Origin of the sequence: Klebsiella sp. 1SOBk5mer, from assembly GCF_046603115.1 — a bacterium.
GTDB classification, from domain to species: Bacteria; Pseudomonadota; Gammaproteobacteria; order Enterobacterales; family Enterobacteriaceae; genus Klebsiella; species Klebsiella quasipneumoniae.
Genome location: NZ_JBKIUU010000006.1, coordinates 328,410 through 352,264 on the forward strand (window position 1 = coordinate 328,410; position 23,855 = coordinate 352,264).

21 protein-coding genes, 1 tRNA gene and 1 other RNA gene are annotated in these 23,855 nt (G+C 59.4%); 9 read left to right on the plus strand and 14 right to left on the minus strand.

What is annotated here, in order from left to right; all coding sequences use genetic code 11:
• Positions 1-85: 85 nt before the first annotated feature.
• The 7 genes from rutG to rutA are packed head-to-tail and all read right to left on the minus strand — an operon-like array spanning position 86 to position 5,508.
• Positions 86-1,408, minus strand: a complete 1,323-nt coding sequence (gene rutG, locus ACLH1U_RS16005; RefSeq protein ID WP_008805937.1) for a pyrimidine utilization transport protein G — start codon at positions 1,406-1,408, stop codon at positions 86-88.
• A 21-nt stretch (positions 1,409-1,429) separates the two neighbouring features.
• The gene (gene rutF / locus ACLH1U_RS16010) at positions 1,430-1,924 is read right to left on the minus strand and encodes an NADH-dependent FMN reductase RutF (protein ID WP_023289097.1); all 495 of its coding nucleotides are present in this window, start codon (positions 1,922-1,924) and stop codon (positions 1,430-1,432) included.
• A gap of 10 nt (positions 1,925-1,934) precedes the next feature.
• The gene (locus tag ACLH1U_RS16015; RefSeq protein WP_411299339.1) at positions 1,935-2,525 is read right to left on the minus strand and encodes a malonic semialdehyde reductase; all 591 of its coding nucleotides are present in this window, start codon (positions 2,523-2,525) and stop codon (positions 1,935-1,937) included.
• Positions 2,522-3,325 carry a pyrimidine utilization protein D gene (gene rutD / locus ACLH1U_RS16020; protein ID WP_044522016.1) on the minus strand — a complete coding sequence of 268 codons (804 nt, stop codon included), beginning with the start codon at positions 3,323-3,325 and terminating at the stop codon, positions 2,522-2,524. The genes ACLH1U_RS16015 and rutD overlap by 4 nt, the downstream gene beginning before the upstream one ends.
• Positions 3,322-3,714: a pyrimidine utilization protein C gene (gene rutC / locus ACLH1U_RS16025; protein WP_023289099.1), complete on the minus strand. Its 393-nt coding sequence runs from the start codon at positions 3,712-3,714 to the stop codon at positions 3,322-3,324. The genes rutD and rutC overlap by 4 nt, the downstream gene beginning before the upstream one ends.
• Positions 3,707-4,417: a pyrimidine utilization protein B gene (gene rutB, locus ACLH1U_RS16030; RefSeq protein ID WP_023289100.1), complete on the minus strand. Its 711-nt coding sequence runs from the start codon at positions 4,415-4,417 to the stop codon at positions 3,707-3,709. Before rutB ends, rutC begins: the two co-directional genes overlap by 8 nt.
• Positions 4,417-5,508: a pyrimidine utilization protein A gene (rutA, locus tag ACLH1U_RS16035; protein WP_004204507.1), complete on the minus strand. Its 1,092-nt coding sequence runs from the start codon at positions 5,506-5,508 to the stop codon at positions 4,417-4,419. The genes rutB and rutA overlap by 1 nt, the downstream gene beginning before the upstream one ends.
• Positions 5,509-5,792: 284 nt before the next feature.
• Here rutA and rutR point away from each other — a divergent pair, with 284 nt between their 5' ends.
• On the plus strand, positions 5,793-6,431 hold the full coding sequence (gene rutR, locus ACLH1U_RS16040) for an HTH-type transcriptional regulator RutR (RefSeq protein ID WP_004204508.1): 639 nt from the start codon (positions 5,793-5,795) through the stop codon (positions 6,429-6,431).
• On the opposite strand, the gene ACLH1U_RS16045 is transcribed toward rutR, so the two are convergent.
• Both ACLH1U_RS16045 and putA read right to left on the minus strand, forming a co-directional pair.
• Positions 6,428-6,823, minus strand: a complete 396-nt coding sequence (locus ACLH1U_RS16045) for a lysozyme inhibitor LprI family protein (RefSeq protein WP_072420444.1) — start codon at positions 6,821-6,823, stop codon at positions 6,428-6,430. The genes rutR and ACLH1U_RS16045 overlap by 4 nt on opposite strands.
• A 129-nt stretch (positions 6,824-6,952) precedes the next feature.
• Positions 6,953-10,930 carry a trifunctional transcriptional regulator/proline dehydrogenase/L-glutamate gamma-semialdehyde dehydrogenase gene (gene putA, locus ACLH1U_RS16050; protein ID WP_411299340.1) on the minus strand — a complete coding sequence of 1,326 codons (3,978 nt, stop codon included), beginning with the start codon at positions 10,928-10,930 and terminating at the stop codon, positions 6,953-6,955.
• A 421-nt stretch (positions 10,931-11,351) separates the two neighbouring features.
• Between putA and putP the strand changes: the two genes are divergently transcribed.
• Both putP and ACLH1U_RS16060 read left to right on the plus strand, forming a co-directional pair.
• On the plus strand, positions 11,352-12,860 hold the full coding sequence (gene putP / locus ACLH1U_RS16055) for a sodium/proline symporter PutP (protein ID WP_032452415.1): 1,509 nt from the start codon (positions 11,352-11,354) through the stop codon (positions 12,858-12,860).
• Between the two features lie 134 nt (positions 12,861-12,994).
• On the plus strand, positions 12,995-13,429 hold the full coding sequence (locus ACLH1U_RS16060) for a DUF3574 domain-containing protein (protein WP_101861887.1): 435 nt from the start codon (positions 12,995-12,997) through the stop codon (positions 13,427-13,429).
• A 31-nt stretch (positions 13,430-13,460) separates the two neighbouring features.
• Here ACLH1U_RS16060 and ACLH1U_RS16065 read toward each other — a convergent pair whose 3' ends face one another.
• Positions 13,461-14,645: a NupC/NupG family nucleoside CNT transporter gene (locus ACLH1U_RS16065; protein ID WP_101861929.1), complete on the minus strand. Its 1,185-nt coding sequence runs from the start codon at positions 14,643-14,645 to the stop codon at positions 13,461-13,463.
• 270 nt (positions 14,646-14,915) lie between these two features.
• Here ACLH1U_RS16065 and efeU point away from each other — a divergent pair, with 270 nt between their 5' ends.
• The 5 genes from efeU to ACLH1U_RS16090 all read left to right on the plus strand — a co-directional run bounded on the left by efeU (position 14,916) and on the right by ACLH1U_RS16090 (position 20,388).
• Positions 14,916-15,746, plus strand: coding sequence for an iron uptake transporter permease EfeU (gene efeU, locus ACLH1U_RS16070; protein ID WP_032452417.1), 831 nt, complete (start codon positions 14,916-14,918; stop codon positions 15,744-15,746).
• Positions 15,747-15,797: 51 nt separating this feature from the next.
• Positions 15,798-16,925, plus strand: coding sequence for an iron uptake system protein EfeO (efeO, locus tag ACLH1U_RS16075; protein WP_023289107.1), 1,128 nt, complete (start codon positions 15,798-15,800; stop codon positions 16,923-16,925).
• Positions 16,926-16,929: 4 nt separating this feature from the next.
• Positions 16,930-18,213 carry an iron uptake transporter deferrochelatase/peroxidase subunit gene (efeB, locus tag ACLH1U_RS16080; protein ID WP_023289108.1) on the plus strand — a complete coding sequence of 428 codons (1,284 nt, stop codon included), beginning with the start codon at positions 16,930-16,932 and terminating at the stop codon, positions 18,211-18,213.
• Between the two features lie 504 nt (positions 18,214-18,717).
• Positions 18,718-19,506: a phosphate starvation-inducible protein PhoH gene (gene phoH / locus ACLH1U_RS16085; RefSeq protein WP_002898923.1), complete on the plus strand. Its 789-nt coding sequence runs from the start codon at positions 18,718-18,720 to the stop codon at positions 19,504-19,506.
• A gap of 237 nt (positions 19,507-19,743) precedes the next feature.
• A complete protein-coding gene (locus ACLH1U_RS16090; RefSeq protein WP_032452418.1) occupies positions 19,744-20,388 on the plus strand; it encodes a DsbA family protein in 645 nt (214 codons plus the stop codon).
• Between the two features lie 154 nt (positions 20,389-20,542).
• Here ACLH1U_RS16090 and ACLH1U_RS16095 read toward each other — a convergent pair.
• The 4 genes from ACLH1U_RS16095 to ACLH1U_RS16110 form a co-directional block, all read right to left on the minus strand.
• Positions 20,543-20,680: non-coding RNA, RtT sRNA (locus ACLH1U_RS16095), on the minus strand.
• 44 nt (positions 20,681-20,724) lie between these two features.
• Positions 20,725-20,812 (minus strand) — tRNA-Ser (locus ACLH1U_RS16100).
• Positions 20,813-20,957: 145 nt separating this feature from the next.
• On the minus strand, positions 20,958-21,635 hold the full coding sequence (locus tag ACLH1U_RS16105; protein ID WP_085550675.1) for an isochorismatase family protein: 678 nt from the start codon (positions 21,633-21,635) through the stop codon (positions 20,958-20,960).
• A gap of 18 nt (positions 21,636-21,653) precedes the next feature.
• On the minus strand, positions 21,654-22,514 hold the full coding sequence (locus tag ACLH1U_RS16110; protein WP_085550676.1) for a pirin family protein: 861 nt from the start codon (positions 22,512-22,514) through the stop codon (positions 21,654-21,656).
• 114 nt (positions 22,515-22,628) lie between these two features.
• On the opposite strand from ACLH1U_RS16110, the gene ACLH1U_RS16115 reads away from it, so the two are divergent.
• Positions 22,629-23,534 (plus strand): LysR family transcriptional regulator, encoded by a 906-nt coding sequence (locus tag ACLH1U_RS16115; protein WP_023289111.1) that lies wholly within the window; start codon positions 22,629-22,631, stop codon positions 23,532-23,534.
• Positions 23,535-23,855: the final 321 nt, after the last annotated feature.

Genomic DNA, 23,855 nt, shown 5'->3' on the forward strand with positions numbered 1-23,855 from the left:
CCGGGGCGAAACCGTTGCAAACCGATAACTGTATCGACTTATCCGGCCCCCACCGCTCCCTGCGCCAACGCCGCGCTAATGTGGCTTAAACCGGTGTTACCCTGGCCTCCTTCGCCTCACGCGTCCCGCGATGAAGCAGCGCGTGCAGCAGGATCGCCCCGAAGGTGGCGGTACCAATCCCGCCCAGCGTAAAGCCGCCCAGCGACAGCGCGAAATCGCCGGCGCCCAGCACCAGGGTCACAGACACCATGATCAGATTGCTGTTCTGGCTGAGGTCGACGCGGTTTTGCACCCAGATCCGCGCCCCGGCGACGGCGATCAGGCCAAAGACCACGATCGAGGCGCCGCCGATCACCGGCCCGGGAATGGTGTGGATTAATGCGCCGAATTTCGGCGAGAAGCCCAGCAGCATGGCAATCAGCGCTGCGGCGACAAACACCAGCGTCGAGTAGACCTTGGTCACCGCCATGACGCCGATGTTCTCCGCATAGGTCGTGACCCCGCTGCCGCCGACCGAGCCGGAGAGCATGGTCGCCAGACCATCGCCGACGAAGGCGCGCCCCATGTACGGATCCATATTGCGCCCGGTCATCCCGGCGACGGCCTTCAGGTGCCCGAGGTTCTCGGCCACCAGGATCACCGCGACCGGGGCAATCAACATCATCGCCTGGCCGTTAAAGGATGGGGTGGTAAAGTGCGGCAGCCCGAACCACGCCGCCTGGGCGAGGGGAGAGAAGTCCAGCGGTTTGCCGAGGCCAAAGCCGTTAGCCAGCAGGGCGTACAGCGCGCAGGCGACGATCAGGCCGACCAGGATCAGCAGACGCTGCAGCATCCCGCGGGTAAATACCGCGACTATGCCGATACAGAGCACGGTTAACACCGCCATCCAGCTGTCGAAGGCGCTGGCGGAGACGCTGCGCACGGCAATCGGCGCCAGGTTCAGGCCGATAGCCATCACCACCGCCCCGGTCACCACCGGCGGCATCAGGCGCTCGATCCAGCGGGTGCCGATCTTCATCACCACCAGACCGATCAGGGTATAGACCAGCCCGCAGGCGATGATCCCGCCAAGGGCGACGCTGAGGTGAGGGTTGAGTCCCTGGCCGTTAAAGCCGGTAATGGCGATCACCACCCCGACAAAGGCGGCGCTGGAGCCGAGATAGCTCGGTACCCGTCCGCCGGTGACGACAAAGAACAGCAGGGTGCCGACCCCCGACATCAGTATGGACAGGTTTGGGTCGAGCCCCATCAACAACGGCATCAGCACCGTCGCGCCGAACATCGCAACGGCGTGCTGCACGCCCATCACCAGCGTTTGCCCGGCCGATAAGCGTTCATCGGGCGCGACAACGCCGGATTCGGCGGCGGGGGAGGTCAGCTTCCAGCGAGGAAAATCGAAGAGTGCCATGATGATATCCCGGGTTAAAGGTTAACAAGCGGGTCGCATAAGCGTGTGATAGCCGCGGTCAAACCACATCAGACCCCGGGGTTCCGGGTGACGGGTAATGGCCACGACGTGACAAAACAGAATGTCGTGCGTGCCGACGCTGACGCGCTGGTCGATGCGGCAGTCAAAGCTGACCAGCGCCGCCTCCAGCCGCGGGCAGCCGGTGGCGCCGGTCTGCCAGTCGGCGGCGGCAAAGCGCTCGTCCATCGCCGTTTTACCGCCAAACAGCGTTGACAGCGCCTCCTGTCCCGCCGCCAGGGTATTGACGCACAGCGTGTGGTGTTCGCTGAACACCGGCCACACGGAGGCTGAGCGGTTCAGACAGACCAACAGGGTCGGCGGGGTGTCGGTCACGCTGCAGACCGCGCTGGCGGTAAAGCCCGCCCGGCCCGCCGGGCCATCGGTGGTAATAATGTTAACCGCGGCGCCGACGCGGGCCATGGCGTCACGAAAACTCTCTTTGTCCGCTAACTTCATCGCCAACTCCTTATGCCAGCAGGCAGGCTTCATCAAAGGACAGACGCGGCAGGCGTCCATACAGTTTGCTGGGGTCGCCATAGCCGATGTTCACCAGCAGGTTGCTTTTCCAGCCGTTGTCGGCGAAAAACGCTGCATCGACTTTTTCCCGATCGAAACCGGACATCGGCCCGGTGTCGAGTCCCAGCGCCCGGCAGGCGAAAATCAGATACGCCGCCTGCAGGGAGCTGTTGCGAAACGCCGTCTCTTCCGCCAGCTGCGGGCTGGAGGTGAACCAGCTGCGGGCATCGCCGTGGGGAAACAGGGTCGGTAGCCGGTCGTAAAAGGCGCTGTCCCACGCCACGATGGCGGTCACCGGCGCCTGCATGGTTTTCTGCAGATTGCCGCTGGAGAGCGTCGGGCGGAGCTTCTCTTTGCCTTCCGCGCTGCGCACGAACACGATGCGCGCCGGCGAACAGTTGGCGGAAGTCGGCCCCATTTTCATCAGGTCCCAGACTGCCTGCAGCTGCGCATCGCTCACTGGCTTATCCAGCCAGCCGTTGTGGGTCCGGGCCTGGGTAAACAGCGTCTCGCAGGCCGTCTGGTTTATCGCGTCGTTCATCGGGTCTCCCTGGCGACCGGCAGCATAGCGGCCAGCCCGTCGCGTAAAATGGTATTAAAGGTATCGGCGTCGGTGACGTTGCAGGCATGCCCGCCCCACGGCATTTCCACGCGCTGGCTGCCGGGGATCGCCGTCTGCAGCACGCGGGAGCAGGAGGCCGGGACCAGCAGGTCGTCAGCGGCGCTAACCATCAGCGTCGGGCAGGCGATGGCCGCCGCGCGACGGGAAAAATCAGCCTGCTTCAGGGCCTGCAGCCGCTTCAGCAGGTTCTCCTTGCCCTGAAAATGGCTGATGGCAAGCGCATCTTCGGCTTCGAGGCGCGGCAGGCGCGCGGCCATCCATTCCGCCGGGTAGAGAAACAGCGGCTGCGCTTCGACCCACGCCTGCGCGCCGCCGGCATGCAGCAGACGCTCGCGCACCAGGAAGCAGCGGCGGGTGTGCGGCGACAGCGACAGCCAGCCGTTGACCAGCACCAGGGCGCTCACCGCCTCGGGGCGATCGAGCGCCAGCTGCAGGCCAATCAGCGCCCCCAGCGCGTGGCCCACCAGCGCGAAGCGGGCGATCCCCGCCGCCTGCAGAGCGCTGAACAGCTCCCCGGCCATCGTCGCCATGCTGTAGTCGGCGGGCAGCGGACCGGCGTTCTCCCCGGTCCCGTTATGGTCATAACTTACCAGCTGATACTGTTCCTCCAGCGCCGCGCGCTGCGCCAGCCAGTAGCCGCCGCCGCCGCCCAGACCTGCGCTGAGGACCACCACCGGCGCGCCGGGCCATGGGGCCGGAGCAATATTGAGCCTCATCATGTCGGGGTGCCGATATGGGCGACGCTGGCGATTTCCACCAGCGCATCGGGCTTCACCAGCCCGCACTGAATGCAGAAGCGCGCGGGTTTATCGCCGGGGAAGAACTCGGCGTAAACCTCGTTAATCGCGGCGTAATTTGTCCAGTCGGTGATAAAGATGCTGTTGAAAGTCACATCCGCCATACTCCCGCCCGCCGTTTCGATAACGCTCTTGATGGTCTCCAGCACGTGGCGGGTTTGCGCCTTTGGGTCGCCGATGTGCACCACATTGTTTTGCTTATCAAACGGTAGAGTGCCGGAGACGTAGATCACGCCATCGGCGAGCGTCCCCGGAACAAAGGGGGCAATCGGCGTGGTGGTGCCTGGCGGAATAATCACCTGTTTAGGCATAACGTTTCTCCTTGGCTAAAGACAGCGGGGTGGCAGGGGACAGCGCGCGGCAGAAGCTCTCGACATCGCTGACCCAGCCGAAAAAGGTTTCTATATTGAACAGCGCCGCCTGCTGGGCGAAGGCCGGTCCGGCCTGATGGGTAGCATCCTCCAGCACCACGCCGAAGTATTCGAGGAAGAAACCATCGCGCAGCGTCGATTCGACGCAGACGTTGGTGGCGATCCCGGTGAACACCAGATGACGGATGCCGCGGCTGCGCAAAATGCTGTCGAGCGGAGTGTTAAAGAAGCCGCTGTAGCGCGGTTTCGGCAACACGATGTCGCCTTCCTGCGGCGTCAGCTCGTCCACCAGCTGATAATCCCAGCCGCCTTTCGCCAGCAGCTTGCCCTGCAGTTCCGGGCGCTGACGCATCGTTTTCAGCGCGTTGGACTTATGGTAGTTCGGCGAGCCCGGGCCGCCGGCTTCAACATACTGGTCATCCCAGCCGTTCTGGAACCAGATAATCAGCATGCCCGCGGCGCGGGCGGCGGCGACGGCGGTATTAATATTGTCGATAACCGGCCGGGTGGCGGAGACGTCAAATCCGGCGAGATCCAGATAACCGCCCAGGCTGGCGTAGGCGTTCTGCATATCGACAACAATCAGCGCGCTCTGCTGCGGCGCGAAGGTCAGGGATTCCGGGCGAGCGGGAAGGGTAATCATCAGGCCACCTCACGGGTAACAGGAGCAATATGGTCCCGGCAGCGCATCAGCGGCTGAATGCGTTCGCCAAAGGCGTCGATGCCGGCAAGAAAATCATCAAAGGTCAGCAGCACGCCGTCGGTGCCGGGCACGCTCGCGACTTCATCAAGCATACGGGCGACGCTGGCATAGGATCCGACAAGGGTGCCCATGTTGATATTGACCGCCGAGGTGGGGTCGGCCATCTGGCGCACGTTAGTATCGCTGCCGGAGCGGGTGTCTTTCTGACTCTGCTCGGTGAGCCACGCCAGCGCTTCTTCATCGGCGCCCGCTTTGTAGTGCTCCCATTTGGCGCGCGCCGCTTCGTCGGTTTCGTCAGCGATCACCATGAACAGCACATAGGAGCCTACGTCACGGCCGGTTTTTTCCGCCGCCTGCATCATGCGCGCCGCGGTCGGCGCGAAGGCCGTTGGCGTGTTGACCCCTTTGCCAAAGCAGAAGTTATAGTCGGCGTGCTGGGCGGAGAAGGCCATGCCGGCGTCACTCTGCCCGGCGCAGATCACCTTCATCGGCTGCGAAGGGCGCGGGCTGACCCGGCAGTCGTTCATGGTGAAGTAGTCGCCTTTGAAATCGCTGCGCCCGGTGCCCCACAGGTCGCGGAGCACCTGAACGTATTCGGTGAGATAGTCATAGCGGCTGGCGAAATAGTCATCCCCCGGCCACATGCCCATCTGGTCATATTCCGGTTTTTGCCAGCCGGTCACCAGATTGACGCCAAACCGGCCGCCGGAGATGGAGTCGATGGTGGAGGCCATCCGGGCGACGATCGCCGGCGGCAGCGTGAGGGTGGCGGCGGTGGCGTAGATCTGGATCTTCGAGGTCACCGCGGCCAGGCCGGCCATCAGGGTGAAGGACTCCAGGTTGTGATCCCAGAATTCGGTTTTCCCGCCGAAGCCGCGCAGCTTGATCATGGAGAGCGCGAAGTCGAAATGGTAGTGCTCGGCTTTCTGTACGATAGCCTTATTCAGTTCGAAGGTCGGCATATACTGCGGGGCATGGGTGGAGATCAGCCAGCCGTTGTTGCCAATGGGAACGAAAACACCAATTTTCATACCTACCTCTCTACAGTCATGGAAGATGGGTTGCGGTGGCGCGGCATCCTGCCTCTCCCTGGACCACCTCGCAGAAGAGGTAAAGCAAACGCGATGCCAGTTTTATAAATGCTAATGTTATTAATGTGTTACTATTGGGTTGCTAAAAAGGACGATAAAAAAGTGGACTGGATGGTCAAAATCAGTGCACGAAAAAACGGCAGTCATGCGCAATCAGGGTGCATGGGGTCGTGTCGGCGAAGGGCTTTTGCTATGCTGGTGGCGTCAACTGAAGGAGAGGATGTATGGCACAGGGCGCGGTGAAGAAAAACGGCAAACGTTCACAAGCGGTCAGCGCCAAAAAGGAGGCCATTCTGGCCGCCGCGCTGGAGGCATTTTCGCAATTTGGTATTCACGGTACGCGGCTGGAGCAGGTGGCTGAGCGCGCCGGGGTGTCGAAAACCAATCTGCTCTATTACTACCCTTCGAAAGAGGCGCTGTACGTGGCCGTTCTGCAGCAGATCCTCGCCATCTGGCTGGCGCCGCTGAAGGCCTTTCGCGAGGATATCAGCCCGCTGGTGGCGATCCGCGAGTATATTCGTCTGAAGCTGGAGGTGTCCCGCGATCACCCCCAGGCCTCGAAGCTCTTCTGCCTTGAGATGTTGCAGGGCGCGCCGCTGCTGATGGGCGAACTGACCGGGGATCTGAAAGCGCTGGTCGATGAGAAATCGGCGATTGTTTCCGGCTGGATCGACCGCGGCAAGCTGGCGCCGGTCGATCCGCAGCATTTAATCTTTATGATCTGGGCCACTACCCAGCATTACGCCGACTTCGCCACCCAGGTGGAGGCGGTCACCGGCGCCACGCTGCAGGACGCGGCCTTTTTTGAGCAAACGGTCGATAATGTCCAGCGGATGATTATCGAAGGCATTCGCGTCCGTTAATTGGCCGGCGGCAGCGGGCAGCTTTGATCGCCGTCCTCGCACTGTAGCAGCGAGGCGAGGAAAGATTCCCGCTCCACGCTCTTATCGGTCATGCACTGGCTCACCAGCATCGGCTGCATGCTGCCGCCATCGGCTCCGGACGCGAGGAAAGCGCAGTCGGCGTCGCGCAGGGCGATCCATGCCTGCTGGGCCTGCTTCAGTAATGTCTGCTGTTTACCCACCGCACGCTGCAGAGCCTGCTGCCAGGTGTCGTTCAGCTTTTTGTCGGCTGCCTGATACTGCGCGGCCGCGCACTGATTCATTTCGGTTTGGGTGTTGGCGTTGCTGCACTCGTCCGCCAGCGCCGCGCCGCTGGCCAGCAAGACCGCCGCGGCAAATAACATGCGTTTCATTGTTCTGCTCCCATAAAAAAGGCTCCCGTCCGGGAGCCTTAATTAAGCACAGCTGACGTCGGCTGTCATTAGCTGATCGCATCGCCGATTTCCCGGATGGCGGCGCACAGCGCCACCGGGGAGCCCGTCTTAGCCGATGGTCATCAGGCTGGCGTTACCGCCTGCCGCCGCGGTGTTGACGCTCAGCGAACGCTCGATGTACAACCGCTCCAGCAGCAGATTGGTTTCGCCGCGGGCGAAGCCCTGCACGGAGACAATCGCCCCGTCGCGCGCCGCCACCTGCTCGCACAGTTCGCGCAGCTGGTCGGAGTCGCCGTGATAGATAACCGCGTCGAAGGCCTGACCAGGCAACTGCTCCGCTTTGGCGAAACGGATCCGCTCGCTGACGTCCCGCGGGAGTTTCTTCGCCAGATCGCGCTGCAGGGCGCTGTCCGGCCACAGCACTTCACAACCGACCGCCAGCACGGCCGCCAGCTGGATCAGCGCATCCTGCTCATTATCCGCCACGCACAGCACGCGCTCGCGAGGCATCAGCGTCAGGGTGTTGCGCTCGCCGGTGGGTCCCGGAAGCAGGCGTTGGGTGCCGCTTTGCGCCTGCTCGCTGTACTGCTGGCACAGCGCCTGCAGCTCAGGACGGCCCGCCGCCCACTGCTGCAGCGCCTGCAGCGGTTTTTCCAGCAGCGTTTTCAGCTGGGCGTCCAGTGGACGCTCTGCATCCTGGCGGGCGAAGGTCACGCCAACCGCGCCCTGCGGACGGCTGGAGAGCAGGCGGTAAAGGTACAGCGGACCGCCGGCTTTTGGACCGGTACCGGACAACCCTTCGCCGCCGAACGGCTGCACGCCGACCACCGCGCCAACCATATTGCGGTTGACGTACAGGTTGCCCACCTTCGCGCTGCCGGTGACCTGGGCGATGGTCTCGTCGATACGGGTATGTACGCCGAGGGTCAGGCCGTAGCCGGAAGCGTTAATCTGCTCCACCAGTTTGTCCAGCTCGTTACGGTTATAGCGCACCACGTGCAGCACCGGGCCGAAGACCTCTTTTTTCAGCTCGTCGAAGCTGTCGAGTTCGATAAGCGTCGGCGGCACAAAGGTCCCGTGGTTCCATTCGCGGGCGTCTTCGCTATTCTCGCGCACCGCCTGATAGACGGTGCGGCCTTTGGCGCGCATCGTCTGAATATGGCGTTCGATATTCTCTTTCGCTTCCGCATCGATAACCGGGCCGATATCGGTGGTCAGGCGGCCGGGATTGCCCATCCGGCACTCGCTCATCGCGCCGCGCAGCATGGTTAAGGTGTGGTCGGCTACCTCTTCCTGCAGGCAGAGGACGCGCAGGGCGGAGCAGCGCTGACCGGCGCTGTCGAACGCGGAAGCCAGGACGTCGATCACCACCTGCTCGGTAAGCGCCGACGAGTCGACGATCATCGCGTTCATCCCGCCGGTTTCGGCGATCAGCGGCGTTGGGCGTCCCTGAGCGTCGAGGCGGCTGGCGATATTGCGTTGCAGCAGGGTGGCCACTTCGGTGGAGCCGGTGAACATCACGCCGCGCACGCGCTCATCGGATGTCAGCGCGGCGCCGACGGTTTCCCCGCGGCCCGGCAGCAGCTGGATCACCCCTGGCGGCACGCCGGCTTCCAGCAGGATCGCCACGCCCTGAGCGGCGATAAGCGGCGTCTGCTCCGCCGGTTTCGCCAGCACGCTGTTGCCGGCCGCCAGCGCGGCGGCAATCTGCCCGGTGAAGATCGCCAGCGGGAAGTTCCACGGGCTGATACAGACCACCGGACCCAGCGGACGGTGGGTTTCATTATCGAAATCGTCGCGCACCTGACCGGCGTAGTAGTGGAGGAAGTCAACGGCTTCGCGCACTTCGGCGATGGCGTTGCTGAAGGTTTTACCCGCTTCGCGCACCAGGATCCCCATCAGGGTCGGCATCTGGCTTTCCATCAGCACCGCGGCGCGCTCAAGAATGGCGGCGCGCTCCTGCGGCGGGGTGGCGAACCAGATGGGCGCGTTGTTGATAGCGCTGGTCAGCGCCTGCTGCACTTCGTCATCGCTGGCTTCGCGGACGTAACCGACGATATCCTTCGGCTCCGCCGGGTTGACCACCGGCTGCATCTCGCCTTCGGCCACCGGCTGCTCCAGCATCGGCTGCTCCAGCATCGGCAATGCCTGCCATTTATGCAGGGCGCTGTTGAGCAGGGAAGAGGAGAGGGAGGCCAGACGATGCTCGTTAGCCAGATCCAGACCGGCGGAGTTGCTCCGGCCGCTGCCGTAGAGATCGCGCGGCAGCGGAATTTTCGGGTGCGGCAGACCGGCCTGGCCTTCCTGCTGCGCCAGTTTTTCCACCGCGCTAACCGGGTCGGCCACCAGCTCGTCCAGCGGCAGGGTATTGTCCGCGATACGGTTGACGAAGGAGGTATTGGCGCCATTCTCCAGCAGACGACGCACCAGATACGCCAGCAGCGTCTCGTGGGTGCCCACCGGGGCGTAGATCCGGCACGGCCGGTTCAGTTTGCCGTCGGCGACTTTGCCCACCACCTGCTCGTACAGCGGTTCGCCCATGCCGTGCAGGCACTGGAACTCATACTGGCCAGGGTAGTAGTTCTGGCCCGCCAGCTGGTAGATAGCCGCCAGAGTATGGGCGTTGTGAGTGGCGAACTGCGGATAAATCAGGTTCGGCACCGCCAGCAGCTTTTTCGCGCAGGCGAGATAGGAGACGTCGGTGTAAACCTTGCGGGTGTAGACCGGGTAGCCTTCGAGACCTTCCATCTGCGCGCGTTTGATTTCGCTGTCCCAGTAGGCGCCTTTCACCAGACGGATCATCAGGCGACGACGGCTGCGGGTGGCGAGATCGATCAGCGCGTCGATGACGAACGGGCAGCGCTTCTGGTAGGCCTGAATAACAAAACCGATGCCGTTCCAGCCCGCCAGCTCCGGCTCGAAGCACAGTTTTTCCAGCAGGTCGAGGGAGATCTCGAGACGGTCGGCCTCTTCAGCATCGATGTTAATGCCGATGTCATACTGGCGCGCCAGCAGGGTCAGCGATTTCAGACGCGGATAGAGCTCTTCCATCACCCGGTCATACTGGGCGCGGCTGTAGCGCGGGTGCAGAGCCGAGAGCTTAATGGAGATGCCCGGGCCTTCATAAATGCCGCGGCCGTTGGAAGCTTTGCCGATGGCATGGATCGCCTGCTGATAAGAGACCATATAGGCCTGGGCGTCGGCGGCGGTCAGGGCCGCTTCGCCGAGCATATCGTAGGAGTAGCGGAAACCTTTATCTTCCAGCTTGCGGGCGTTAGCCAGCGCTTCGGCGATGGTTTCCCCGGTGACGAACTGCTCGCCCATCAGGCGCATCGCCATATCCACGCCCTTACGGATCAGTGGTTCGCCGCTCTTGCCGATGATGCGGTTCAGCGAGCGTGAGAGGCTGGTTTCGTTGTGGGTGGAGACCAGTTTGCCGGTGAACAGCAGCCCCCAGGTGGCGGCATTGACGAACAGCGACGGGCTGCGGCCGATGTGCGACTGCCAGTTGCCGTTGCTGATTTTGTCGCGGATCAGCGCATCGCGGGTGGCTTTATCCGGAATACGCAGCAGGGCTTCCGCCAGGCACATCAGCGCCACCCCTTCCTGTGAGGAGAGGGAGAACTCCTGCAGCAGACTCTGCACCATGCCGGCGCGGCCGCTGGCGGTCTTCTGGTTGCGCAGTTTTTCCGCCAGCTGATACGCCAGCTTATGCGCCTGCTCGCCCAGCGGCTGCGGCAGTCGGGCCTGCTCCAGCAGCATCGGCACCGCGTCGGTTTCCGGGCGACGCCAGGCGGCGGTGATCGCCGCGCGGCTAACCGACTGCGGCAGGATCTGCTCGGCGAATTCGAGGAACGGCTGATACGGCTCTTCCGCCGGGGAACCCGCTTCATCGCTTTCATTGGCGGCCCCGGAGAGCAGCGCCGGCAGTTCGGGCAGCGTTTCGTCGTTCTCCAGCTTTTCCAGATAGTTGAAGATGGCCTGCTTAATCAGCCAGTGCGGCGTGCGGTCAATGCGGCTCGCGGCGGACTTAATGCGCTCGCGGGTTGCGTCGTCAAGCTTAACACCCATGGTGGTGGTGCCCATGCTCAAAACTCCTGTCATTTATCGTTAGGCTTATGCGGTTGCCTGGAAATATCCACTATGTTGCAACTTTGTGCAACCTTGTTAATTGAGGCATGTGACGAAAGCCGTGAAATGGCGGATTTGTTAAAAATAGTGCCTAAAATAGCAGAATTTTAACCCCGGGCTCATAGGGTATTTGTATGCGTGAGTTAACACTTTTGTTTGGTGCAACCTTTAAAAACGTGAGAGAGTGCAACCTCTCGCAAATTGACGTTTTGCGCCGTCGGTTTTTCGTGTAAATGCTGTGTTAAATCATTTGTGAAAAACCGAAGCTTCCGTCAGGATACGGTCGCCCAATTAAACAATGCGCCATTACCCCGTTCCGGTAGTGGAAAAAAACGACGAAGTTGGACGCTGTCGATAAAAATTCTGGAGACTTTGCATGGCTATTAGCACACCGATGCTGGTGACATTTATTATTTATATTCTTGGTATGGTATTGATAGGGTTTATTGCCTGGCGTTCGACCAAAAACTTTGATGATTATATTCTCGGGGGACGCAGTCTGGGGCCATTTGTGACCGCGCTTTCCGCCGGCGCCTCGGACATGAGCGGCTGGCTGCTGATGGGCCTGCCGGGCGCCATTTTCCTCTCCGGGATTTCCGAAAGCTGGATCGCCATCGGCTTAACGCTGGGGGCGTGGGTTAACTGGAAGCTGGTAGCCGGGCGCCTGCGCGTGCATACCGAGGTGAATAATAACGCCCTGACGCTGCCCGATTATTTTACCGGCCGTTTTGAAGATAAAAGCCGGGTGCTGAGAATTATTTCAGCGCTGGTTATTCTGCTGTTCTTTACCATCTATTGCGCCTCGGGAATTGTGGCGGGGGCGCGTCTGTTTGAAAGCACCTTCGGCATGAGTTATGAAACCGCGCTGTGGGCCGGCGCGGCGGCGACGATTATCTATACCTTTGTCGGCGGCTTCCTCGCCGTCAGCTGGACGGATACCGTGCAGGCCAGCCTGATGATTTTCGCGCTGATCCTCACCCCGGTGATCGTGATTGTTTCCGTCGGCGGCTTTGGCGATTCGCTGGAAGTCATTAAGCAAAAGAGCATCGAAAATATCGACATGCTGAAAGGGCTGAATTTCGTGGCGATTATTTCGCTGATGGGCTGGGGTCTGGGCTATTTCGGTCAGCCGCATATTCTGGCGCGCTTTATGGCGGCGGATTCGCACCACAGCATCGTCCACGCGCGTCGCATTAGTATGACCTGGATGATCCTCTGCCTCGCCGGGGCGGTGGCCGTCGGCTTCTTTGGTATCGCCTACTTCAATAGCAACCCGAGCCTGGCGGGCGCGGTTAACCAGAACGCCGAGCGCGTGTTTATCGAACTGGCGCAAATCCTGTTTAACCCATGGATTGCCGGGATCCTGCTGTCGGCGATTCTGGCGGCGGTGATGTCCACTCTGAGCTGTCAGCTGCTGGTCTGCTCCAGCGCGATTACCGAAGACCTGTATAAAGCCTTCCTGCGTAAAAACGCCGGTCAGAAAGAGCTGGTGTGGGTGGGCCGGATGATGGTGCTGGTGGTTGCCCTGGTGGCGATTGCCCTGGCGGCCAATCCGGAAAACCGCGTGCTGGGTCTGGTGAGCTATGCCTGGGCCGGCTTCGGCGCCGCCTTTGGTCCGGTGGTGCTGTTCTCGGTGATGTGGTCGCGCATGACCCGTAACGGCGCGCTGGCCGGGATGGTGATTGGCGCCCTGACCGTGATCGTCTGGAAGCAGTTTGGCTGGCTGGGCCTGTATGAAATTATTCCGGGCTTTGTCTTCGGCAGCATCGGGATCGTGGTCTTTAGCCTGCTGGATAAAGCGCCGTCGGCCAGCATGCAGCAGCGCTTCGCCGAAGCGGATGCCCACTACCATACGCCGCCGCCGGTACGCGCCACGGCTGAGTAAGATCAACTGATGTTCACGAGCCCGCCGCTGGCGGGCTTTTTTTTGCGTGTTGCCGGACCGGAATATTATAACCCTTGCTAATTATTTGAAAATCCGCTGATATTTCCTGACTAATAACAATGAGGATAGCAAAGATGACGTTCAGACAGGGTGCAATGGCGCTGGTGCTGGCAGGGTTACTCAGCGGCTGCGCGGCGGGTGGAAGTTCGTCGACCAGCGCGCCGAAGCCCGGCGCCTGCCCGGCGGATAAGTCCATGGTGCAAACCACGCTTTACTTCGGCCTGAGCCGCCCGGTGGGGAAAGACATCACCCCTGATGAGTGGCAACAGTTTGTCGACCGCGACGTCACGCCGCGTTTTCGCGACGGGCTGACGGTGTTTGACGCTCGCGGCCAGTGGCTGGGCCAGAATGGACAGGTGGTGCGGGAGCAGAGTAAGGCGCTGATGGTGATCCATGGCAACGACGCGCAGAGCGAGGCCGGTATTGAGGCGCTGCGCCAGGGCTATAAATCACGGTTCGCGCAGGAGTCGGTGATGCGTGTCGACCAGCCGGTCTGCGTACAGTTTTGAGTTAACGGCGGGGGCAGCCCCGCCGTTTGTCTTACAGCACCAGCCCGGCGAAGCTGGCCGAAAGCAGGCTCACCAGCGTGGCGCTATACACCAGCCGCAGGCCGAAGCGGGAGACGATATTGCCCTGCGGTTCATTCAGGCCTTTGATCGCTCCGGCGATAATGCCGATCGAGGCAAAGTTGGCAAACGACACCAGAAAGACCGAGAGAATGCCGAGCCCGCGCGGCGTCATGCTGGCGGCAATCTTTTGCAGCTCAATCATCGCCACAAATTCGTTAGCGACCAGCTTGGTGGCCATGATGCTGCCGGCGTTCAGCGCATCGCTCAGCGGAATGCCGATAAGCCAGGCCAGCGGATAGAAGACGTAGCCGAGGATCTGCTGGAAGCTGAGGCCAAACAGGGTAGCGAACAGCGCGTTAATGGCGCTGATCAGCGCGATAAAGCCGATCAGCATCGCCAGAATAATCATCGCCACCTTAAAGCCGGCCAGAATATATTCCCCGAGCATTTCAAAGAAACTCTGCGATTCATGCAGCTTCTCCAGCTTTATTTCCTGCTCGCTGCCCGGCCGCGTCGGATTAATCACCGACAGCACGATAAAGGTGCTGAACATATTCAGGATCAGCGCCGCGACGACATATTTGGCGTCCAGCATGGTCATATAGGCGCCGACGATCGACAGCGATACGGTCGACATGGCCGTCGCCGCCATGGTGAACAGACGCCGCGAGGAGAGGTCGCCCAGCACGCCTTTGTAGGCGATGAAGTTTTCTGACTGGCCGAGGATCAGTGAGCTGACGGCGTTAAAAGATTCCAGCTTACCCATGCCGTTGACCTTCGACAGCAGGGTGCCAATGATGCGAATAAAAATCGGCAGGATCCGCCAGTGCTGGAGAATACCAATCAGCGCGGAAATAAACACAATCGGACACAGGACGCCAAGGAAAATAAAGGCTAAGCCTTTTTCGCTCATGCCGCCAAAGACGAAATTGGTCCCTTCGGCGGCAAAGCCTAATAGCGAAGCAAAAAAGCCGGAGATATTTTTCACCAGCCACAGGCCGCTTTCGGCGTGCAGGAAAAAGAAAGCGAGCGCTATTTCGATAATAATCAACTGGAGAATATAACGAATACGAATTTTTTGTCTGTCATAGCTGACAAGCCAGGCCAGGGCGAGGATCACCGCCAGCGCCAGCAGGAAATGAAAAAATGCAGTCATGTTGTTCTTTTCGCAGGTCAATAAGGCCGCCATTTAGCCATAGCCGGTGCGACGGGTAAATATCTGACGTAAAAAATCCTTTGCTTATTCTTTTCCCTCATAACAGGCGAATATTTTCATAAGTCATTATTTGCCAGCGATTTATTTACAACTGATCATCATTCTCTGCACATTTTGCTTGTGTTTCTGAGTATTGTAATGATAATCACTATCATAAATATTACCTGTTTTTGCATTCGTTGACGGTGCTTTACATTTAAGGGTATTGGCATGTTTGTCCCATTTCTCATTATGTTACGCGAAGGCCTGGAGGCGGCGCTGATTGTCAGCCTGATCGCCAGCTATCTGAAACGCACCCAGCGCGGCAACTGGATTGGCGTGATGTGGATTGGCGTGATCCTCGCGGCGGCGCTGTGTCTTGGCTTAGGCATTTTTATCAACGAAACCACCGGTGAATTTCCTCAGCGTGAACAGGAGCTGTTCGAAGGGATCGTCGCGGTCATCGCGGTGGTGATCCTGACGTGGATGGTCTTCTGGATGCGCAATGTCTCACGCAACGTCAAGCAGCAGCTGGAGCAGGCCGTGGACAAGGCGCTACAGCGCGGCAATCACCATGGCTGGGCGCTGGTGATGATGGTCTTTTTCGCGGTCGCCCGTGAGGGGCTGGAGTCGGTCTTCTTTCTGCTGGCGGCATTCCAGCAGGATGTCGGCATCTGGCCGCCGCTGGGGGCGCTGCTGGGGCTGGCCACGGCTATCGTGCTGGGCTTCCTGCTCTACTGGGGCGGTATCCGTCTCAACCTCGGCGTGTTCTTCAAATGGACCAGCCTGTTTATCCTGCTGGTGGCCGCTGGCCTGGCCGCGGGGGCGATCCGCGCCTTCCACGAGGCGGGCCTGTGGAACCTGTTCCAGGAGACCGCCTTCGATCTGAGCGCTGTGCTGTCGACGCATACGCTGTTCGGCACGCTGCTGGAAGGGATCTTCGGCTACCAGGAGACGCCAAGCGTCAGCGAAGTGGCTGTTTATCTGCTTTATCTGATCCCGGCGCTGGTGCTGTTTGCGCTGCCGCCGCGAAATAATACGACTGCCTCGCGGGCTGCCTGACCGGGCGCTGCGAGCTTATAAGCGACACTCTACTTACCGAAAGGGATGATCATGATGATTCATTTTCGCCGTAATGCGCTGCGGGTGACCGTGGCCGCGCTGCTCTGCTCTGCATTCGGTGCTCAGGCTGCGGATATCCCGCAGGTCAAAGTCACCGTCAACGATAAACAGTGCGAGCCGATGCAGGTGACCGTTAACGCGGGTAAAACCCAGTTTATTATTCAGAACCACAGCCAGAAAGCGCTGGAGTGGGAGATTCTGAAAGGGGTCATGGTGGTGGAAGAGCGTGAGAACATCGCGCCGGGCTTTACCCAGAAGCTCACCGCGAACCTGCAGCCGGGCGAATATGACATGACCTGCGGCCTGCTCACCAACCCGAAAGGCAAACTGATCGTCACCGGCGCCGCCACCAAAGACGCGGCGAAAGCCGATGCGGTGCTGAGCCTCGGCGAAGCGATCACCGCTTACAAAGCCTATGTGACGGCGGAAACCGCGCAGCTGGTCAGCGGCACCAAAGCCTTTACCGACGCGGTGAAAGCGGGCGATATCGAGAAAGCGAAAGCGCTGTACGCCCCGACGCGCCAGCATTACGAGCGCATCGAGCCGATCGCCGAGCTGTTCTCTGACCTTGACGGCAGCATCGACGCCCGCGAAGACGACTTCGAGAAAAAAGCGGAAGATCCGAAATTCACCGGTTTCCACCGTCTGGAAAAGGCGCTGTTTGGCGATAACAGCGTCAAGGGCATGGAAAAATATGCCGATCAGCTGAACAGCGATGTGCTGGAGCTGCAAAAACGCATCAGCGAGCTGGCGTTCCCGCCGTCAAAAGTCGTGGGCGGTGCGGCAGGATTAATTGAAGAAGTCGCGGCCAGCAAGATCAGCGGTGAAGAAGATCGCTACAGCCATACCGACCTGTGGGACTTCCAGGCCAATATTGACGGCGCGCAGAAAATTGTCGACCTGCTGCGCCCGCAGCTGCAAAAAGAGAACAGCGCGCTGCTGGCGAAAGTGGACGCCAACTTTAAGAAAGTGGACAGTATCCTCAGCAAATACCGCACCAAAGACGGTTTCGAAACTTACGATAAGCTGACCACCGCTGACCGTAATGCGCTGAAAGGGCCGATCACCACCCTGGCGGAAGATCTGGCTCAGCTGCGCGGGATCCTGGGTCTGGACTAAGTCGATGGCACAACAGAAACCACACGACGTGAACGAGCCGTCACGTCGTCGCTTACTGAAAGGGATCGGCGCGCTTGGCGGCGCGCTGGCCATCACCGGCGGTTGCCCGGTGGCGCATGCGGCAAAAGCGGAAAGCTCCCCCGGGACGCTCGCACCCGACGCGCGTCAGGAAAAACAGCCATTCTACGGCCGGCATCAGGCGGGCATTCTGACGCCGCAGCAGGCCTCGATGATGCTGGTGGCGTTCGACGTGCTGGCGTCAGATAAAGCCGACCTCGAGCGTCTGTTCCGGCTGCTGACCCAGCGTATCGCCTTTTTAACCCACGGCGGCCCGGCGCCGGATACGCCTAATCCCCGGCTGCCGCCGATGGATTCCGGCATCTTAGGGCCGTGGATTGCCCCGGATAACCTGACCATCACCGTCTCGGTCGGTCATTCGCTGTTTGATGAGCGCTTTGGTCTCGCGGATAAAGTGCCGAGAAAACTGCAGCCGATGACTCGCTTCCCCAATGATTCGCTGGATGCCGCCCTGTGCCATGGCGACCTGCTGCTGCAGATCTGCGCCAATACTCAGGATACGGTGATCCACGCCCTGCGCGATGTCATCAAACATACGCCGGATTTGCTCAGCGTGCGCTGGAAGCGGGAAGGGTTTATCTCCGATAGCGCGGCGCGCAGCAAAGGCAAAGAGACCCCCATCAACCTGCTGGGTTTCAAAGACGGCACCGCTAATCCGGCGAGCCATGACAGCGCGCTGATGGATCAGGTCGTGTGGGTAACGGCGGATCAGGACGAGCCGGCCTGGGCCGTGGGCGGCAGCTATCAGGCGGCGCGCATCATCCAGTTTCACGTCGAGTTCTGGGACCGGACGCCGCTGAAAGAGCAGCAGACGATCTTTGGCCGCGACAAACACACCGGAGCGCCGCTGGGGATGAAAAACGAGCACGATACCCCGGATTACAGCAACGATCCTGGCGGCGAGACGATCGCGCTGGATAGCCATATTCGTCTGGCCAATCCTCGCACGCCGGAAACCCAGTCCAGCCTGATGATGCGCCGCGGCTACAGCTATTCGCTGGGCGTCACTAACGCCGGGCAACTGGATATGGGGCTGTTGTTCGTTTGCTATCAGCACGATCTGGAAAAGGGCTTTCTGACGGTGCAGAAACGGCTTAACGGCGAGGCGCTGGAGGAGTACGTCAAACCCATTGGCGGGGGCTACTTCTTTGTTTTACCCGGCGTAGTGGATGACAAGCACTACCTGGGACAGACGCTGCTGCAGGCCTGATACCGACCCTGTCCGCAAGGGCAGGGCGTTTTCTGCTGTTTTTCTCATTTTTCTTATATTTCCTGCCATGTGTTATATTTCTGTAATACAAATGACCGATAGTCTCCTACACTTGCTTAAGAACTATTTGTTGCGTCATTGTGAAAAATAAGTTGCATTAAGAATCTTTTTTGATGTACTTATTACATACGCGGTAGTTCCCGGCAGTGTGACGTTTCACTATGGAGATCGCGAATGGTAAGGTCCCGTACCGGACAACGTAAAACCACAGACCGTACTCTTCAGCACGGAAGCCCCGCTTCCGGCAGCGATTTTCTCACTCTTTCTCCCTCCGCTTCGAATTATTATCACCTTGGCAGGGTACGCGGTGCGCGTAGCCGCGACTCGTTGTCAGTTCTACCGGCAAGCAATGGCTTACAAGGAAGCCAAACCTCAATCGTTCGTGCGCATAGTCGCGTCGATGTTGACGCGTGTGATGTAAACCTACAACGCAAGGTGCTATCCATGGGAAGACAAAAAGCAGTGATCAAAGCTCGTCGTGAAGCAAAACGTGTGCTGAGACGGGATTCACGCAGTCATAAGCAGCGTGAAGAAGAATCGGTCACATCGCTTGTGCAAATGAGTGGCGTAGAAGCAATTGGCATGGCGCGGGACAGCCGTGATACTTCCCCAATTGAGGCGCGCAATGAGGCTCAGGCGCATTATCTGAATGCCATCGACAATAAACAGCTGATTTTCGCCACCGGCGAAGCCGGATGCGGCAAGACCTGGATTAGTGCGGCGAAGGCAGCGGAAGCGCTGATCCATAAGGATGTGGACAGAATTATTGTTACCCGTCCCGTTCTGCAGGCCGACGAAGATCTCGGCTTCTTACCGGGAGATATCGCCGAGAAGTTCGCGCCCTATTTCCGACCGGTTTACGACGTGCTGGTGAAAAGGTTGGGGGCTTCCTTTATGCAGTACTGCCTGCGTCCGGAAATCGGCAAGGTGGAAATCGCGCCGTTCGCCTATATGCGCGGACGTACCTTTGAAAATGCGGTGGTGATTCTGGACGAGGCCCAGAATGTGACCGCAGCGCAAATGAAGATGTTTTTAACCCGCCTCGGGGAGAACGTGACGGTCATCGTCAATGGCGATATCACCCAGTGCGACTTGCCCTCTGGTGTGAGATCTGGCCTAAGTGATGCGCTGGCGCGTTTTGAGGAAGACGAGATGATCGGCATCGTGCGTTTCACCACCGATGACTGCGTGCGCTCGGCCCTCTGTCAGCGGACGCTGAAAGCCTATTATTGAGCGTCATACTGTGAGCAAGGCCCGGGCTAGCCCGGGCTTTGTTGTTTTGATCTTTGCGACAGACTGAAGTGCGGATAAAATTTCTGTTTTGAGGGATCCATCGCTGTAGGTGATAGAATTTCTTCTCTGTAATACAAGAATATCTGCTTTGCTATACATAAGCGCCTTTCTAATAATTTCTTTCGTCTTACGCCGTTTTACTCATTTAATTGTATGGATACTTGTAAGGGAAGCACTATGGTCGTACATGGGAAAGTTATCAAGTTATTAATTACTATTTTGATGGTGGGGTTGTCATCTGCTGCTTATAGTAAAGATTATCAGGCAGGGAAAAACTTCACTGTCATTAATTCTACTGTTAAGCAACCGCCGCAACTGGTTGAGTTTTTTTCTTTCTACTGCGGACCTTGTTATGCGTTTGCAGAGCGCATCAATGTTGATACAGCTATCAGAAAGCGCCTGCCCGACGATATGAAACTGGAAAAATACCATGTCAGCCAGATGGGACCTTTAGGACCAGCATTAACAGAAGCATGGGCCGTAGCACAATATGCTGGGGTAGATGGCAAGGTGGAAAAGTTATTGTTTGAAGGCTTACAGGTTAAGCGTGATATTAAAACGACAGCTGATATTGTTAAGGTCTTTAATCAACTTGGCATTACGTCCGAGAAATATGCCGAAATGCAAAGTAATTTTATGGTAAAAGCTTTAATTGCCAGACAGGACAATCTGGTCGAAAAAATGAAAGTAAGTGGTACGCCTTCTTTTTATGTTTCAGGGAAATATCATATTAACAATGCATCACTCGCGCAAGATGACTATGATACCTATGCAGAGGATATGGCGAATCTGGTTTTATTTTTGCTTAACAAATCCCAGTGACGTGAAGTGAGAAAGTTTCATTCGGATTGTCTTTTTCGTTCTGTCCAGGTGGTTGCGCCAGTTGTCGAACCCCGGTCGGGGGTTCTCATCCCCCCCGGCGGGTGCCACATGCGAAAAAAAAGCCCGTACTTGCGTACGAGCTCTTCTTAAAATATGGCGGTGAGGGGGGGATTGACTCGCTTCGCTCGCCCCTGCGGGGCAGCCCGCTCGCAGGCTCGCGGTCTGTCCAACTGGCGTTGCCAGTTGTCGAACCCCGGTCGGGGGTTCTCATCCCCCCCCAGCGGAGAATATAAAAGAAAAGAGCCCGTACTTACGTACAGGCTCTCATCTCGAATATGGCGGTGAGGGGGGGATTCGAACCCCCGATACGTTGCCGTATACACACTTTCCAGGCGTGCTCCTTCAGCCACTCGGACACCTCACCATATTGTCTTGCTGCTCACCTTGGGTGGGCAACGGGGCGCTACTATAGGGAGTTGCGTTTAAACGGTCAAGCATAATTTCTTCTTTCTTTACCGACCGCTCACGCAATGAACAACGCCCCGCTGCGACGTAGCGGGGCAGGCGTTTTAGCGCTGGGAATCAAGCTGTTCGTTATTCTTCACGACGTCCTGCGCTTTGCTATAGCTTTCGATCAGCAGCTGGTAGGCCGGGAAGACTTTGGTGTACACCTCCGCCCATTCTGCGGCGTCCGGGCGATTCCAGGTACGCTGCAGCTCAGAGGCGACGGCGGCGGTATCCATCGGCACTACGCCGGCCTGTACCACGCGAGCCAGGGTGATCTCCTGCGCCATTTTGCTGTAGGTGCCGGAAGCGTCAATCACGGCAAACACTTTATAACCGTCGGCGACGGCGGCAATCGCCGGGAAGGCCATGCAGACGCTGGTGATGGTCCCGGCGATAATCAGCGTTTTGCGACCGGTCGCTTTCACCGCGGCGACGAATTCCGGGTTATCCCAGGCGTTGATCTCGCCTTTACGGGCGATGTACGTCGCATGCGGCGCGTTCTCATGAATCTCCGGGATCAGCGGACCGTTCGGCCCCTGCGGCACGGAAGCGGTGGTGATCACCGGGATCCCGGCAAGCGAGGCCATCTTCGCCAGCGCGGCGGCGCGAGCGCGCAGCTCTGGCATCGGCATATCGCCGACGGTCTGGAACAGGCCGCTCTGGTGGTCAATCAACAGCATGGCGGTATCGTTGACATCAATCACCGGACGAGCACCGTTAAAGTTAGCGGGAGTTGACATAGCATTCACCTCAATGAGTTAGATTTGGCCAAAGCGGCCGCTGTTAAAATCGCGAACGGCTTCTGCGATCTGTGTTTTGTTATTCATGACAAAGGGGCCATAGCCCACAATCGGCTCCTGCAGCGGTTCGCCGGCCATCAGCAGAACTTTTGCCTGGGTTGTCGCCTCCAGGTGCAGTGCGTCTCCTGCCTGGCTCAGGACGGCGAGCTGGCCTTCGCGGGCGGATTCGGAACCGTTGATGATCACTTCCCCTTCCAGTACCACCAGCGCAGTACTCCAGCCTTCCGGCTGGCGAAGCGTGAGGTCGTGCCCCTGATTCAGCTGCAGATCCCACACGTTAAGCGGTGAGAAGGTATGGGCCGGGCCGCTGACGTCGTCATACTGGCCGGCAATAACCCGAACCTGTCCGGCGCCATTCGCCAGCGCGGCGGTGGGGATTGTCCCGGCGGTAATGCTCTGGTAGCCGGGGGCCGTCATTTTGTCTTTGGCGGGCAGGTTGACCCACAGCTGGAGCATCTTCAGCTCGCCGCCGCTGCGGGTGAAGGCCTCCGAGTGGAACTCTTCGTGCAGGATCCCGGCGCCGGCCGTCATCCATTGCACGTCGCCTGGGCCGATCACCCCGCCGCGTCCGGTGGAGTCACGATGCTCTACTTCACCGGCGTAGACGATAGTGACGGTTTCGAATCCGCGATGCGGATGCTCACCGACGCCGCGTTTATCGCTGCCTGCCGGGAAGGTGTACGGCCCGGCATAGTCGAGCAGTAAGAAGGGGCTCAACTGCTGGCCGTGCGTCTGATAGGAAAACATCGAACGAACCGGGAAGCCGTCGCCTACCCAATGCTGCGCAGGCGCGGTGTAGACTCCTGTAATCTGTTTCATGGCTTTCTCCTGTGTATCGGTATCTGATGTGAATAAGCTTATATCCGGGACGACGTGTGCGGTAGTAAGCAAAAATGACCTATACTGTTCCAAAAATGGAACAATGGAGGAAGGATGCAGGATCTCAATGACTTCGCCTGGTTTGTCCAGGTCGTGGACCATGGCGGTTTCGCCGCGGCGGGGCGAGCGCTTGACCAGCCGAAATCCAAGCTCAGCCGCCGTATTGCGCAACTCGAGGAGCGGTTGGGCGTGCGTTTGATTCAGCGAACCACTCGCCAGTTCGCGGTCACCGAGGTCGGGCAGACCTTTTACCAGCATTGCAAAGCGATGCTGATTGAGGCCGAGGCGGCGCAGCAGGCGGTCGACACGCTGCGCGCCGAGCCGCGCGGCAGCGTCAGGATCACCTGTCCGGTCACCTTGCTGCATGTCCATATCGGACCGATGCTGGCGCGATTTATGGCGCGCTATCCCGGGGTAACATTGCATCTTGAGGCGACCAATCGCCGGGTGGATGTGGTCGGTGAGGGCATTGATGTGGCGATCCGCGTCCGTCCCCGGCCAATCGAGGACAGCGACCTGGTGATGCGCGTGCTGGCGGACCGCGGGCACCGGCTGGTGGCCAGTTCGCAGCTGATTTCCCGGCTCGGACGCCCGCAGGCGCCGTCTGAGCTGAGCGACTGGCCGGGGCTCAGCCTGGGGGCGAACAAGCATCAGCATAAATGGCAGCTTACCGGGCCTGAAGGGGCAAGGGCGGAGGTGTATTTCACGCCGCGAATGGTGACCACCGATATGCTGGCGCTGCGCGAGGCGGCGATAGCCGGCGTGGGGGTGGTGCAGCTTCCTTTATTGATGGTGCGCGATCAGCTGGCGTCAGGGGAGTTAGAGGTGGTACTGGATGAGTGGCAGCCGCGGCGGGAAGTGATCCATGCGGTATTTGCCTCCCGGCGCGGGCTGCTGCCCTCCGTTAGAGCGCTGGTGGATTACCTCAGCGAAGAGTATCAACGAATGGAGGAGGATTAGCTTCGGGATTCGCTTTTCCCGGGGGGCGTCCCCCCAGCGGAGAATATAAAAGAAAAGAGCCCGTACTTGCGTACAGGCTCTCATCTCGAATATGGCGGTGAGGGGGGGATTGACTCGCTTCGCTCGCCCCTGCGGGGCAGCCCGCTCGCAGGCTCGCGGTCTGTCCAGGTGGCGTTGCCAGTTGTCGAACCCCGGTCGGGGGTTCTCATCCCCCCCCGGCGGGTGCCACATGCGAAAAAAAAGCCCGTACTTGCGTACGAGCTCTTCTTAAAATATGGCGGTGAGGGGGGGATTGACTCGCTTCGCTCGCCCCTGCGGGGC